Below are 13169 nucleotides of genomic sequence, written 5' to 3' on the forward strand. Positions count from 1 at the left end.
CTTGCAATCAGGTGAGTGCCGCGACGACAGCGGCGGTGATGGCCTCCGTCCGGTCCTTGCCGGGAATGGTGCCTATGCCTCTGGCGGTTGCGGCCTCGACCGCCTGCATAACGCGGTCGGCCGCGGCCTTTTCGCCGAGATGATCGAGCATCATGGCGCCGGACCAGATGGCGGCGATCGGATTGGCGATGCCGAGATGGGCGATGTCGGGCGCGGAGCCGTGCACCGGCTCGAACATGGATGGCGCCGAGCGGCCGGGATTGATGTTGGCCGAGGCGGCGTAGCCGAGCCCGCCCTGAATCGCCGCGCCGATGTCGGTGAGGATGTCGCCGAACAGGTTGGAGGCGACGACCACGTCGAGGCTCTCCGGCGCCATGATCATGCGCGCGGCGAGCGCATCGACATGATAGCTGGTCACGGCGACGTCAGAGTACTCCGCGGCCAGCTTTCGCGTGATCTCGTCCCAGAACACCATCGAGTATTTCTGTGCGTTGGATTTGGTGACGGAGGCGAGCTTGCCGCGCCGTGTCCGCGCCTGCTCGAAGCCGAAACGCAAGATGCGCTCGACGCCGGCGCGGGTGAAGATCGAGGTCTCCACCGCGACCTCGTCCAGCGTGCCTTGATGCACGCGCCCGCCGGCGCCGGAATATTCGCCTTCGGTGTTTTCGCGGATGCACAATATGTCGAAATTTTCCGCCCGCAGCGGGCCGGTCACGCCCGGCAGCAGGCGGTGAGGCCGGATGTTGGCATATTGCACGAACGCCTTGCGGATCGGCAGCAGCAGCCCATGCAGCGAAACGGAATCCGGCACCTCCGCCGGCCAGCCGACGGCGCCGAGAAGGATGGCGTCAAAGCCGCGCAAGGTCTCGATGCCGTCTTCAGGCATCATGCGGCCTGTCTCCTTGTAGAATTTGCAGGACCACGGGAACTCGGTTCCGGTCAAGGCAAAGCCCGCGTGGCTGGCCGCGGTCTCGAGCACCGACCAGGCGGCGGTGGTCACATCGCGGCCGATGCCGTCACCGGGGATCAGGGCGATCGAATAGGACTTCATCGGCATCTCTCTAGAGGCTGATCAGGACACTCTTGGTCCTGCGGTTGGCGAGATAGGCCTCGCGGCCGAGATCCTTGCCGATGCCGGAGCGCTTGTAGCCGCCGGTTGGCAGGATATGGTCGCGCGAGCGGCTGTAGCGGTTGACCCAGACGGTGCCGGCTTCGAGCTTGCGTGCGAAGCGGATGGTACGGGACAGGTCGGCGGTGAACAGGCCGGAAGCCAGTCCGTAGGTTGGATGGCTGGACAGCGCCAGCGCCTCTTCCTCGGTCTCGAAGGTCTGGATGGTCAGGACCGGGCCGAAGATTTCCTCGACGATCGCCGGATTGGCCTGGTCGACATCTGCGATCAGCGTGGGCTGGTAGAAATAGCCGGGGCTGTCAATGACGCTGCCACCGGTCAGGCATTCGCCGCCGGCCGCGATCGCGGCCCGGACGATGCTGTCGACACGCGCCCGCTGCCGCTCCGAGATAACAGGCGAATACTGCGTCGCCTCGTCCCAGGTCGGGCCGGGCCGCACCACGTGCATCCTCTCCAGTATGGCAGCCGTGAGCCTGTCGGCTACGCTGTTCTCGACGATCAGGCGCGTGCCGGCCACGCAGGCCTGGCCGGCATTGAAGGTGACGCTGCCGGCGATGGCCGTCGCCGCCTTGTCCAGATCGGCATCGGCAAAGACGATCTGCGGGCTCTTGCCGCCAAGTTCCAGCGTCATCGGCTTGACGCCGGTGCGGGCGACGTTCTCCATGATCGCCGATCCGGCGCGGGTCGAGCCGGTGAAGCTGACCTTGGCGATCTCGGCATGGCCGGTCAGCGCCGTGCCGGTCGTCGGACCGTCTCCCAGCACCACGTTTATGAGTCCTGCCGGCAGGCCAGCTTTTACGGCGAGTTGCGCCATATAGACTGCCGAAAAGGGCGTCATTTCGGACGGCTTCAGCACCACCGCATTGCCCGCGGCCAATGCCGGGCCAAGCTTCCATCCGGCCATCGAGACGGGAAAATTCCAGGGCGTGATCGCGCCGACCACGCCATAAGGCTCGCTCATGATCATGCCGAGAGTGGCGTCGTCGGTCGGCACGAGCTCGCTGCCTTCCTTGTCGGCGAATTCGGCAAAGAAGCGGATCTGCTCGGCGGTGATGGCGATGTCGCCGGCAACGAGCTGGCCGACGGGCCGGGTCGAGCACAGCGCCTCGATCCTGGCCAGCGTTTCGGCCTCCGCCTCGATCAGGTCGGCCCAGGCCTGGAGCGCCTTCGTTCGTTCGCGCGGCCGAACACCACCCCAGTTGCTGGACTTCAGCGCCGCCTTGGCGCTTTCCACGGCACGGTCGACCATATCGGCGCCGGCCACCGGGCAGGTGGCGTATGGCTCGCCGTCCGACGGTCGGTGCATCTCGATCGCACCCTCGGCCGCGATCAGCTCGCCGCCGATGAAATGGCCGACGGGGAGGGAGACAGTATCCGGGTCGAAGCTCAAGCCCATGGCACCCACTCTGGAGTATTCTGCCGGAGCCTAACGCGGGCTCTGGCGCAGCATGCACCGTTCGGCGATCGGTCGCGGATGATTGTTGTGTGCCGGCGATGACAGACGGCAAAATCTGTTGCGGAGGCCTGCGCCTCGCACGCTCCCGTCACCCCACGGTTACGTAGATCTTGCGTACCGTTTCGATGGTCTTCCAAACACCGGTGAAGCCAGGTTTCATCACGAAGCTGTCGCCGGCGCGGTAGGTCACAGGTCTGCCGCCGTCGGGCGTGATTTCGATCACGCCGGAGAGGATGTGGCAGAACTCGAAAGTCTCGCCCTTGATCGAGCGCGTTTCGCCAGGCGTCGCCTCCCAGACGCCGGTATGGACGAGGTCGTCCTTGGCGACATCCTGCGCCCAGGTCTTGAAGGCGGGGTTGCCGGAAATCAGCCGTTCGGGCAGCGCCCCGGATTCGCGCGGTGGGAAGGCAGGGCTGGTATCGACGGTCTTGAGCAGGGACAAGGGATGGCCTTTCATGTTGAGTTTCAATAGCCGCGCGACCGGTCGACGAGCCCGATGGGATCAAGGCCGGCGCGGTAACGCCTGATGTTTTCGACAACGGCCTGTGCGGCGCTGGCGGGCTGGGTGACGCTGGCGACATGCGGGGTCAAAATGACCTTTTGATGCGACCAGAACGGATGGCCGGCCGGCAGTGGTTCGGGATCGGTGACGTCGATCATCGCCGCCGAAAGTTGGTCGCTGTCGAGCGCGGCGACAAGGGCTTCCTGGTCAAGCTGCGGCCCCCGGCCGGTGTGAACGAGCGCCGCGCCCTTGGGCAGTTTTGCAAACAGCTCGGCGTCGAGGAAACCGCGCGTCTCCTCGGTCAGCGGCAGCAGGCAGATCAAAATGTCGCTGGCCGCGAGCATCTCGTTCAGCCCGGGCTCGCCATGATGACAGGTCACGCCCTCGATCAGCCGCGGCGAGCGGCTCCATCCGGCAAGCGGGAAGCCGAAGGGCTTCAGGCGGTCGAGGACCGCTTGGCCAAGCTGCCCCAGGCCGAGCACGCCGACCCGGCGCGACCGGGCCTGCGGCTGCGCGATATCTGCCCATTCGCCGGCGCGCTGCTGCGCCAGATATCCAGGCAGGTTGCGGTGGAGCGCGAGCACGGCAAGCGTCACATATTCCTGCATCATGCGCACGATGCCGTCCTCGATCATGCGCACGATCTTCACGTTCGCAGGCACCGTATCGAGGCGAAACTGGTCGACGCCGGCGCCGATGGAAAACAGGATTTCCAGGTTCCTGTAGCGGCCGAGATTATCCGGCACGGTCCAGCTGATCAGGTAACGCACGGTGTCGGGATCGGCCGTTGCGGCATCCATCGTGAAGGGGACGTCCGGCAGCTCTCTCGCGAAGGCATCGGCGAAGACCGCCCCGCGGCGCGCATCGGAGTTGAACAGAAATGTCATTCCGGTTCCTCGTCAAGCCGCGCAGCGGGCGCCCAAGGCCTCGATCAATCGCTGGCAGGCCGTGAGCTCGCTGGCAAGGATGTACTCGTCCGGCTTGTGGGCGCGGTCGATGTCGCCAGGGCCGCAGATGATCGCATCGAGCCCGGCGGCCTGGTAAAGCCCGGCCTCCGTACCGTAGCTGACGGCGGCAAGCGGCACCTCGCCGGTCAAGGCATGCAGCAGTCCCGCTAGCGGTGCGTCTGGCGGCAGCGACATCGCCGGATAGGCGCTTATCGGTGTCCACTCGATGCGAAAGCCATCGGCCGCGAGAGCCTCGGCCCGCGCCTTGACCGGCGCCAGCAGGCTGGCCGGGTCGACGCCGGGTATGGCGCGCGCCTCCAGGTCCAGCGTGCAGGTGTCGGGGATGATGTTGACCTGATGTCCGCCGGCCACGACGCCCGCTTGCAGCGAGGAGTAGGGCGGCTCGAAGGCGGCGTCGAACGGACCGTGCGTCAGCCGTTCGGCCTCGTTCACTGCCGCGCTCAGCGCCGCGACCATGGCATGGATGGCGTTGAGCCCGAGATCGGGCCTCGAGGAATGGCCGGAGCGCCCGTTGATGATCACGCGGGCGGCTGCCTTGCCCTTGTGGCCGCGCACGGCGCGCAGGCCGCTCGGCTCGCCGACGATCACGCCGAGCGGCTTGGCGCAAAGCTCGGGAAGGCGGGCGATCAAATGCGGCACGCCGCGGCATCCCACCTCCTCGTCATAGGAGAAGGCGAGGTGGATTGGCCTGGCAAGGTGCAGTCCCGCCAGTGTGGGCACGGCCGCGAGCGCCGCGGCCAGAAACCCTTTCATGTCCGTGGTGCCACGTCCGTAGAGCCGTTCGCCCTCCCGGCGAAGCGCGAAAGGGTTCGAACTCCATTGCGGCTCGCTGGCGGGAACAACGTCCATGTGGCCGGACAGAATGTATCCAGGGACGTCGGCGGGGCCGATCGTCGCGAAAAGATTGGAACGATCGCCTTCCGGCCCTGGAACCACGGTGACCTGGGTTCCGAGTTCCGCGAGATAGGTCGCGATCCAGCCGGCGATATCGCCGTTCGGCCTGCCGGCGACCGATGGAAAGGCGACGAGACGATCGAGGATGTCGAAGACGTCCATTCCAGCCCTCAAAGCGTTTCGGGTTCGCCGGAATCGGTGCCGTCGACCATAAGCTGCCAAATTTCCAAAGAGGATGTGCGCGTTCTTTCGCGATTGCGTGCCGAAAGCTGAAATGTTTCAGTTGAATCTTGCGTTGCTGCGCGGCTTTCGAGCAAATCGTATCGGTCTGCTCGTTTAGCGTTGGCGAGCAGAGGGTGGCCATCAGTGGGTGGCGCTCTGGTGCGGAAATCTTGCAGGGGCATGGAATTGAAGCCGTCCGGAAGCTTGAAAATCGATACCTTCTCGATGCGCATTGGCGACATCGAAGACGTCGAACTGGACCGTTTGCACGCGCTCTCGCTCTCCGTGGGATGGCCGCATCGCGCCGAGGATTGGCAATTCGTGCGTGAATCGGGGCAGGGGTTGGTGGCGCTCGATGAGATTGGCCGGGTTCTCGGCTCGGCCATGTGGTTCACGCATGGTGCCGATTTCGCCACCGTGGGCATGGTCATCACCTCACCGCGACTCCAGACGTTGGGGGCGGGGCAATGGTTGATGAAGCGGGTCTTCGACAAGGTCGTCGGCCGCGACTTGCGCCTCAACGCAACGCGCGCGGCAAGGCGGCTCTATCTCTCGCTCGACTTCCAGCCGGAGAAGACCGTTTATCAATGCCAGGGCATCGTCCGTGCGCAGACGACAGTTGGGCAGGAAAATACCCGCGGCGAAGTCCGGAGTTTGGTCGAAAATGATTTTCCCGCCGTGATCGCGCTCGACGCGGCAGGGTTTGGCGTGAGGCGGGCGGCGCTCATCGAGAAGCTTTTCGCACACTCGGCCGGCTATGGTCTTTTCAAGGGCGATAAGCTGAACGCATTCGCGCTCTGCCGGCCGTTCGGGCGGGGCCATGTCGTGGGGCCGGTCGTGGCGCAAAGCGATGCCGACGCCGTGGCGGTCGTCCAGCCGCACGTGGCCGACCATTCCGGGTCTTTCCTGCGCATCGACACCCACATGGACAATGGCGAGTTCGCCGCCTTTCTGTCGCATAGCGGAATGCCGGTTTTCGACACGGTGCTCACCATGTCGCTGGGCAAACGCCTCGCCGATTTTGCCGTCGGCGGTGCAATTGCACCGATGACTTACGCTCTCGCCAGTCAGACTCTCGGGTAGTTGATTCCAGGATACAGGCCAGTGCGGCAGATCATGTCGGTGGCAGAAGCCAACTCAAAAATTGGCGACCTTGGCCTCGGATTCCAGCTTGGCTAGAGTTGGCACCATGTTGAATGCCATTCACCACGTCGCACTCATCTGCACCGACTACGAGCGGTCGCGACGGTTCTACGTCGAACTTCTCGGCCTCGATCTGATCCGTGAGGTCTATCGGGAGGAGCGGCAGTCATGGAAGGCGGATTTGCGGATCGGATCCATCCAACTGGAATTGTTCTCCTTCCCCGCACCCGGGATGCGGCCCTCCCATCCAGAGGCGACAGGCTTGAGACATCTGGCATTTGCCGTGGCGGATCTTGATCCGGTAATAGCGCGGCTGGAAGCCGCCGGCGTTGCCGTTGAGCCAATCCGGATCGACCCATATACGGATCAACGGTTTACATTTTTCAGAGACCCGGATGAATTGCCGCTGGAACTGTACGAAGTCCCTACAAGGAACGGGTCGCTTTCGTGACGACGTCATCGACGCTGGAATGGCGGTGACGCGGCCATCCGTTCGCGACACATATCGAAAAGCCGTAAGGCGAGCCGTTTTCTCGCCGTCTACCTTTTTTCCGGAGCCAAGTCCGACTTAGTCAGCCAGTCGCGCACCTGCTCGGTGGTCCGCCGCTCCTGAAGGCCCTCCATGACGAACCCTGGGGCAAAACTTGCCTGTGGCGCGGCCCTTGCTATGGTTTCGCGGCTGTTCCCAAGGCCGTAGCCTCCGTGCAGATTGAACGGAATTATGGTCTTCCCGGAGAAGTCCTGGTTGGCCAGGAATGAACGAACAATCGGTGGCGCCGAAGCACCCCAAATTGGAAAACCGAGGAACACGGTTTTATAAGAACTGAGATTACTGACGCTCGCTTTGAGTGGCGGCAGGAAATCTCTCTCGCGTTCGTGCGTTGCCTGGTCAACCGTAGCGAAATAGTCGGCTGGATAGGGCGTAGCCGGCTCTATCTCGAACAGGTCGCCGTCGAGGTCACGGCTGAGAAGGGCGGCTATGGTGCGTGTGTTGCCGCTGCGCGTAAAATAGGCGACCAGCGGCTTGCCGCCTGCGCCAGATTCGGCGCTAGCCGATGCAGCGGACATGGCGCTGACGGCGGCCAGCGGAAAAAGCAGCGAAGACACAAGCATCTCTCGTCGAGTGGGTTTTGCGGTGTTGGGCATCATTGTGCTCGGCTTGGTACGCATCACGATCTCGGCGCCGCTTCCACGCCCGAATAGGCCAAGACTGCATCGGGCAGCCGCTGACCGTGCACCTCGATTGCCGCAACCGCCGCATTCAGCTCCGCAACCTCTGACGGCGAAAATTCAATCGAGGCTGCTCCTATGTTCTCGAGCATGTGGGCCATCTGGGTCGTGCCGGGAATAGGAACTATCCAAGGCGTCTGCGCCATCAGCCATGCAAGGGCGATCTGGCCGGGCGTTGCGTTCTTGCGCTTGGCCCAGTCTCTAACGAGAGCAACAAGCGCAAGATTGTTCGGCAAATTGTCCGGCGAAAAACGGGTCTCAATGGCGCGGATGTCGCCGGGGGCAAAACGCGTAGCCTGGTCAATCGCCCCGGTCAGGAAACCAACGCCTAGCGGGCTCCATGGCACGAAGCCGATGCCGAGTTCCTCGCAAGTCGCAAGGACCGATTCCTCCGGTCCGCGCCACAGCATCGAGTATTCGCTCTGCACCGCAGTCACGGGTCGTTCGGCATGGGCGCGCCGAAGCGTCTTGAGACCCATTTCGCTGAGGCCCCAATGGAGGACCTTGCCCTCTGCCATGAGATCTCCGACGGCGCCGGCAACGTCCTCGATCGGCACCTCCGGATCGACGCGGTGCTGGTAGAGCAGATCGATCCTGTCGGTGCGCAGCCGCTTGAGCATGCCCTCGACAGCGAGCTTGATGTGATCGGGCTTGCTGTTGAGCCCGGGGAGGCGTTTGCCGGTCTCCAGATCGATGTTCCAACCAAATTTCGAGGTGATTGCGACTTTGTCACGGAAACCCGCGATGCCCTCGCCCAGGATCCGCTCGACCTCATGGGGGCCATAGGCTTCGGCCGCGTCGAAAAAGGTTACGCCGTGATCAAAGGCGACCCGGATGATGTTGTGCATCTCGGTTCGTGTAGGGACCGTCATCTGATAGGTGCGGCTCATATTCTGGACGCCAAGCCCGACGGCCGAGACTTCAAGGGAGCCCAGTTTCCGGCGCTTTGACACGTCTGTCTGCGGCGCATTTGCGATGGTTGGCGAAGCTCCATTCGACTGAGCGCAGGCACCGCTTGCGAGCGGTGCGGCCGCCAGCACGCCTGCCGCTGCAAGCAGGCTGCGACGGCTTACTCGGGTGATTTCTGATCGCATTGCTTATTCCTTCCTTCGTGAGTTCATCCAACGCCAGCATGCGTTCTCAGAGCCCGGTCATTTTCAGGACCGCCTCCGGCAACCGCTCGCCTTGCACTTTGATTTTGGACAGACCGACGCGGATCTCGGAAAGGTCGGCCTCGGTCAGCTCGACATCGGCACCGCCGACGTTCTCTTCGACGCGTGAAAGCTTTTTCGTGCCGGGGATCGGCACGATCCACGGCTTCTGCGCGAGCAGCCAGGCGAGTGCGACCTGGGCGGGCGTGGCGCCTTTGCGCTCCGCAACGACCTTGACCACGTCGACCAGCGCCATATTGGCCTTGCGCGCTTCAGGTGAGAACCGGGGCACCGAATTGCGGAAGTCACCTGGCTCGAATTTCGTATTCTCGTCGATCTTCCCGGCGAGGAACCCGGCGCCAAGCGGGCTGAACGGCACGAAGCCGATCCCAAGCTCCTGCAGCACCGGCAGCAGCTCGGCCTCAGGATCGCGCCAGAACAGGGAGTATTCGCTCTGTACGGCCGTGAGAGGGTGTATGGCGTGGGCGCGGCGGATGGTGCCGACACCTGCTTCCGAGAGCCCATAGTGTCTCACCTTGCCGTCTGTGATGAGGTCTTTCACGGCGCCGGCGGCGTCTTCGATCGGCACGTTGGGGTCGACGCGGTGCTGGTAGAACAGGTCGATGTGGTCGGTGCGCAAGCGTTTGAGAGCGGCCTCGGCAACCGCCTTGATGTGCTCCGGCCGGCTGTTGGTCCCGCCGTTCCGCTTACCGGTCGCAAGGTCGATATCAAAGCCGAACTTGGTGGCGATGACGACCTTGTCTCGAATAGGCTGAAGAGCTTCGCCGACCAGTTCCTCGTTCGTGAAGGGCCCGTAGGCCTCGGCGGTGTCGAAAAGGGTGACGCCCAGATCGAAGGCGCCGCGAATGATCTCGATCGACTCTTGATGGCCACCCGTCTCACCGTATGTCGAGGCGAAGCTCATGCAACCAAGGCCCATGGCCGAGACTTCCAGGTCTTTTCCAAGTGTGCGCTTTTTCATGGGTTTTCTCCTTGTCGTTAGTCTGTCTGAGGCAACAGGCCGGAACCCGGCAGCGCGGCGCCGTTGCTCCTGCTGGCCGGCAGGATGAAAGCGGCCGCCAAGGCGATCGCGACGATGTTCATGACGGCCGCGCCCAGCATGGCGGCACTGATCTGGTGACCGATGGCCGTAGCTGCTGACGCTGCAGGCCTGGCTGCTGAAGCGAAGACCACGATCAAGACGCTGAGGCCGATCGAGCCGCCGAGCTGATGAGCAACGTTGACCACGCCCGAGGCAGCACCTTGGTCGCGAGGTTCGACGCCGTGGACGCCCGCAGCGGTTAACGGCGCCATGGCGGTGCCGTTCCCGATACCGATGAGGATCATCGGAAGCGCCAGTTGCCAATATGTTGCCGTGGCTCCGGCTTGAGCCAACCAGACCAAGCCGACCGCCATGGACGCCAGCGCAACGATGAGAAGCACGGGCCCACCCACGACGCGGGTAAGTCGTGGAATCGTCACCGCAGAGCCGAAGGTCAGAACAGTCATCGGCAGGAAGCCCAGCCCGGCCTGCAGTGCTGTGTAACCCAGCACCTGCTGCATGAACTGCGTGGTGAAGAAGAAGAACGACACCATCGAGCCGATATAGAGCATACGCCCGGCATAGGCGGCCGACCGCTCCCGGCTCGCGAAAAGACGCAGTGGCAGTACCGGAAAGGCGGCACGCCTTTCGAACCAGAGAAAGAAAGCCAGGACGACTGCGGCTGCACCAAGGGAAAGCAACGTGACAGGGGTTTGCCAGCCTTGAGCGGCCGAATTGACCAGACCGTAGACCAGCAGGCCCATGCCAAGCGTCGAGGCGACGGCGCCAATAATGTCGAAGCGGCCTTGCATGCGTTCGCCGTCTGGAATGATGCGGTTGATCGCGAAGAGGAGGCCGATGCCGATCGGAAGGTTGACCAGGAACCCAATTCGCCACGACAACAGGCCCGCAAAAACACCGCCCAGGACCATGCCAAGGCTTGCGCCGGCGCCGGCGACGACCGAGTACCACGACAGGGCACGCGTGCGTTCGCTGCCTTCGGCAAAGGTGGTAGAGATAACCGCCAGCACGCTCGGCGCCAGGATGGATGCCGCAAGCCCTTGTACGGCGCGTGCGGCGATCAGCTCGTACGACGACTGCGAGAAACCGATCACGAGGGAGGCCAGCGTGAACAGGATAACGCCCAGCCGCAGGGCCCGCTTCCGACCGAATGTGTCACCGAGACGAGCCGACAGAAGCAGAAAGCCGCCGAAAAACAGCAGATAAGCGTTTTGCACCCACGTCTGCATGATCGGGCTCATCGCCATGGTGCGACCGATTTCCGGCATGCCCGTGTAGACGATGCAAAGGTCCAGCAGAATCATCAGGTACACGGTCAGCACAGTGGCGAGAACCGTGTTGGGATGCGCTACTTGCCCAGATCGCAAAGTCATTGGCGTTGCTTTCGTTGCCGGCGGCACGTCCGCCCATCTCGTGACGGCAAACTAGGCCCGTTTCATTCATTCGATTAGATGCTAGTATCGGCAAGAAACAATAAGGAGCACTAATGAATGAGGCGAGAGGACATGACTGACCTGCTCGCGCTTGTGGCCGTCGCCAGGGAGCGCAGTTTCACCCGGGCGGCCGCCCAGATGGGAGTTTCTCAGTCTGCGCTGAGCCAAACCATACGCGGGCTAGAGGATCGACTCGGGATCAGGCTTTTGACGCGCACCACCCGCAGTGTGTCCACCACGGAAGCCGGCGAGAGGTTGATCAGGACGGCTGCGCCGCGACTGGAAGAGATCGAGTCGGAATTGGCGGCGTTAAGCGACTTGCGGGACAAGCCCGCCGGCACGGTGCGCATCACCTGCAGCGAAAACGCAGCCGATACAGTCGTGTGGCCGAAGCTGGCCGCGGGTCTCGCCGGGTTTCCGGACATCAAGGTTGAACTGTACATCGATCATGGCTTCACCGACATTGCCGCAGAGCGCTTCGATGCCGGCGTGCGTCTGGGAGAGAGCTTGGAAAAGGACATGATTGCCGTGCGCATCGGGCCTGAGGTAAGGCTGGTGCCGGTAGGATCTGCCGCCTATTTCTCACGAACCCCCCGGCCAGAAACTCCGCAAGACCTCATCCGGCACAATTGCATCAATCTGCGCTTGGCCACGTTAGGCGGTCTTTACGCCTGGGAATTTGAGAAAGACGGCCGCGCCCAGCGCGTTCGTGTCGATGGGCAACTGACCTTCAACACCATCAGGTCCCTGGTGACGGCTGCAATCGCCGGCTACGGCATTGCGTTCGTACCCGAGGACAGCGTCTCCGAGCACCTGGCCAAAGGCACACTGATAGAGGTGCTCAGTGAATGGTGTCCGCCCACGTCTGGCTTTCACCTCTATTATCCAAGCCGGCGACAGAACTCGCCGGCGTTCCAGACCGTCGTCGAACTGCTGCGCCATCGAAAGTGATGCATCAGCCTGGAGCCATCGTCCAAAAAGACTGATTTCGAACATGTCCGAGCTGTGAGCCGCCTGTCCGCTTTCGGCCCCCATTGCGGTCATTCTGGAACATGGCCGGCGCGTCGAGCGCCATGATCGATCCCTGCGAAAGCCTGAGCAGCACGACGCGATCAAGGGCGTTCGAAAATCCGTGTTGGTCGGATCAGACTGGCGATGACCGCGTCAAAGCCGGGCCGCTGCCATCGGGCGAATCGGGGCTTTCGAAGACGAAGCCGGACAGCGCGGATGCCTGCACCCCCCGAGCACTGCCAGAACACCTAAGCACCAGCAAAAGCTTGATGCAGATCCATTGGAGGTTCAAAGGCGATCTGTCCAAGCGTGCCATGATCCCGGCTCAAGGCGAAATAATAATTCTATATATAATCCATAGACATTATATTCTGTCTTCGTTGACGGCCGCCTTATCGGTAGGTTCCTCCCGCAGTCGCCCGACAGGGCTATCAAAGGAGTGACGGATGGGTCGGCATATTCGCTTCAACGCTTTCGATATGAATTGCGTTGGCCACCAGTCCCCTGGCCTCTGGAAGCATCCACGCGACAAGTCGTGGAAATACAAGGACCTGGACTATTGGCAGGACCTGGCTCGCACGCTCGAGCGCGGTATTTTCGACGGCATATTCATCGCCGACGTCATCGGCTATTACGACGTCTACAAGGGCTCGAACTACCACGCGATCGAGCAAGCGGCGCAGATTCCGGTCAATGATCCCTTGCAGCTCGCCGCGCCGATCGCGCTTGCCACCGAACATCTCGGCATCGGTATTACCGCCTCGACCTCGTTCGAACACCCTTACACCTTCGCCCGCCGTCTTTCGACCGCCGACCATCACACCAAGGGCCGCGTCGGCTGGAACATCGTCACTTCGTATCTGGAAAGCGGCGCCAAGAATGTCGGCCAGGCCGGCCTGAAAAGCCATGACAACCGCTATGAGGTCGCGGCCGAATATGTCGAGGTGCTCTACAAGCTGTTCGAAGG

General features: G+C 62.8%; 14 protein-coding genes. 4 read left to right on the plus strand and 10 right to left on the minus strand.

All coding sequences use genetic code 11. The features are described 5' to 3' along the window. Window positions 1-7: 7 nt before the first annotated feature. The 6 genes from AC1DX0_RS02425 to AC1DX0_RS02450 all read right to left on the minus strand — a co-directional run bounded on the left by AC1DX0_RS02425 (window position 8) and on the right by AC1DX0_RS02450 (window position 5404). The gene (locus tag AC1DX0_RS02425) at window positions 8-1051 is read right to left on the minus strand and encodes a tartrate dehydrogenase (RefSeq protein ID WP_477220727.1); all 1044 of its coding nucleotides are present in this window, start codon (window positions 1049-1051) and stop codon (window positions 8-10) included. Window positions 1052-1061: 10 nt separating this feature from the next. Then, window positions 1062-2525 carry an aldehyde dehydrogenase family protein gene (locus tag AC1DX0_RS02430; protein WP_477220728.1) on the minus strand — a complete coding sequence of 488 codons (1464 nt, stop codon included), beginning with the start codon at window positions 2523-2525 and terminating at the stop codon, window positions 1062-1064. Between the two features lie 148 nt (window positions 2526-2673). Further along, complete coding sequence (locus AC1DX0_RS02435; protein WP_477221086.1) at window positions 2674-3027, minus strand: cupin domain-containing protein; 354 nt, start codon at window positions 3025-3027, stop codon at window positions 2674-2676. A 23-nt stretch (window positions 3028-3050) separates the two neighbouring features. After that, window positions 3051-3974: a 2-hydroxyacid dehydrogenase gene (locus AC1DX0_RS02440; RefSeq protein ID WP_477220729.1), complete on the minus strand. Its 924-nt coding sequence runs from the start codon at window positions 3972-3974 to the stop codon at window positions 3051-3053. 12 nt (window positions 3975-3986) lie between these two features. Then, window positions 3987-5111: an acetylornithine deacetylase gene (argE, locus tag AC1DX0_RS02445; protein WP_477220730.1), complete on the minus strand. Its 1125-nt coding sequence runs from the start codon at window positions 5109-5111 to the stop codon at window positions 3987-3989. An 8-nt stretch (window positions 5112-5119) separates the two neighbouring features. Further along, the gene (locus AC1DX0_RS02450) at window positions 5120-5404 is read right to left on the minus strand and encodes a hypothetical protein (RefSeq protein ID WP_477221101.1); all 285 of its coding nucleotides are present in this window, start codon (window positions 5402-5404) and stop codon (window positions 5120-5122) included. Here AC1DX0_RS02450 and AC1DX0_RS02455 point away from each other — a divergent pair. Continuing rightward, window positions 5352-6254, plus strand: coding sequence for a GNAT family N-acetyltransferase (locus tag AC1DX0_RS02455; RefSeq protein WP_477220731.1), 903 nt, complete (start codon window positions 5352-5354; stop codon window positions 6252-6254). The genes AC1DX0_RS02450 and AC1DX0_RS02455 overlap by 53 nt on opposite strands. 106 nt (window positions 6255-6360) lie before the next feature. Continuing rightward, window positions 6361-6765, plus strand: coding sequence for an SMU1112c/YaeR family gloxylase I-like metalloprotein (gloA2, locus tag AC1DX0_RS02460; protein ID WP_477220732.1), 405 nt, complete (start codon window positions 6361-6363; stop codon window positions 6763-6765). An 89-nt stretch (window positions 6766-6854) separates the two neighbouring features. On the opposite strand, the gene AC1DX0_RS02465 is transcribed toward gloA2, so the two are convergent. Genes AC1DX0_RS02465 through AC1DX0_RS02480 form a run of 4 tightly spaced genes read right to left on the minus strand, consistent with a single transcriptional unit; the run spans window position 6855 to window position 11131 of the window. Then, a complete protein-coding gene (locus tag AC1DX0_RS02465; protein WP_477220733.1) occupies window positions 6855-7484 on the minus strand; it encodes a flavodoxin in 630 nt (209 codons plus the stop codon). Next, complete coding sequence (locus AC1DX0_RS02470) at window positions 7484-8638, minus strand: aldo/keto reductase (RefSeq protein ID WP_477220734.1); 1155 nt, start codon at window positions 8636-8638, stop codon at window positions 7484-7486. Before AC1DX0_RS02470 ends, AC1DX0_RS02465 begins: the two co-directional genes overlap by 1 nt. 46 nt (window positions 8639-8684) lie before the next feature. Continuing rightward, on the minus strand, window positions 8685-9677 hold the full coding sequence (locus AC1DX0_RS02475; RefSeq protein WP_477220735.1) for an aldo/keto reductase: 993 nt from the start codon (window positions 9675-9677) through the stop codon (window positions 8685-8687). Window positions 9678-9694: 17 nt separating this feature from the next. Continuing rightward, entirely contained in the window at window positions 9695-11131 is a 1437-nt protein-coding gene (locus tag AC1DX0_RS02480) for an MFS transporter (protein WP_477220736.1), read from the minus strand. Window positions 11132-11248: 117 nt separating this feature from the next. Here AC1DX0_RS02480 and AC1DX0_RS02485 point away from each other — a divergent pair, with 117 nt between their 5' ends. Together AC1DX0_RS02485 and AC1DX0_RS02490 are read left to right on the plus strand one after the other, a co-directional pair. After that, window positions 11249-12142 carry a LysR substrate-binding domain-containing protein gene (locus tag AC1DX0_RS02485; RefSeq protein WP_477220737.1) on the plus strand — a complete coding sequence of 298 codons (894 nt, stop codon included), beginning with the start codon at window positions 11249-11251 and terminating at the stop codon, window positions 12140-12142. A 506-nt stretch (window positions 12143-12648) separates the two neighbouring features. Then, on the plus strand, window positions 12649-13169 hold a 521-nt coding region (locus AC1DX0_RS02490; RefSeq protein WP_477354174.1), incomplete at its 3' end, for an LLM class flavin-dependent oxidoreductase.

It is taken from the genome of Mesorhizobium sp. P3_A9, assembly GCF_056402975.1.

Coding starts and splice junctions, on each gene's coding strand:
- AC1DX0_RS02425 (WP_477220727.1), bottom strand. CDS start 1,051: ATGAAGTCCTATTCGATCGCCCTGATCCCCGGTGACGGCATCGGCCGC.
- AC1DX0_RS02430 (WP_477220728.1), bottom strand. CDS start 2,525: ATGGGCTTGAGCTTCGACCCGGATACTGTCTCCCTCCCCGTCGGCCAT.
- AC1DX0_RS02440 (WP_477220729.1), bottom strand. CDS start 3,974: ATGACATTTCTGTTCAACTCCGATGCGCGCCGCGGGGCGGTCTTCGCC.
- argE (WP_477220730.1), bottom strand. CDS start 5,111: ATGGACGTCTTCGACATCCTCGATCGTCTCGTCGCCTTTCCATCGGTC.
- AC1DX0_RS02455 (WP_477220731.1), top strand. CDS start 5,352: ATGGAATTGAAGCCGTCCGGAAGCTTGAAAATCGATACCTTCTCGATG.
- AC1DX0_RS02450 (WP_477221101.1), bottom strand. CDS start 5,404: ATGCGCATCGAGAAGGTATCGATTTTCAAGCTTCCGGACGGCTTCAAT.
- gloA2 (WP_477220732.1), top strand. CDS start 6,361: ATGTTGAATGCCATTCACCACGTCGCACTCATCTGCACCGACTACGAG.
- AC1DX0_RS02465 (WP_477220733.1), bottom strand. CDS start 7,484: ATGCGTACCAAGCCGAGCACAATGATGCCCAACACCGCAAAACCCACT.
- AC1DX0_RS02470 (WP_477220734.1), bottom strand. CDS start 8,638: ATGCGATCAGAAATCACCCGAGTAAGCCGTCGCAGCCTGCTTGCAGCG.
- AC1DX0_RS02475 (WP_477220735.1), bottom strand. CDS start 9,677: ATGAAAAAGCGCACACTTGGAAAAGACCTGGAAGTCTCGGCCATGGGC.
- AC1DX0_RS02480 (WP_477220736.1), bottom strand. CDS start 11,131: ATGACTTTGCGATCTGGGCAAGTAGCGCATCCCAACACGGTTCTCGCC.
- AC1DX0_RS02485 (WP_477220737.1), top strand. CDS start 11,249: ATGAGGCGAGAGGACATGACTGACCTGCTCGCGCTTGTGGCCGTCGCC.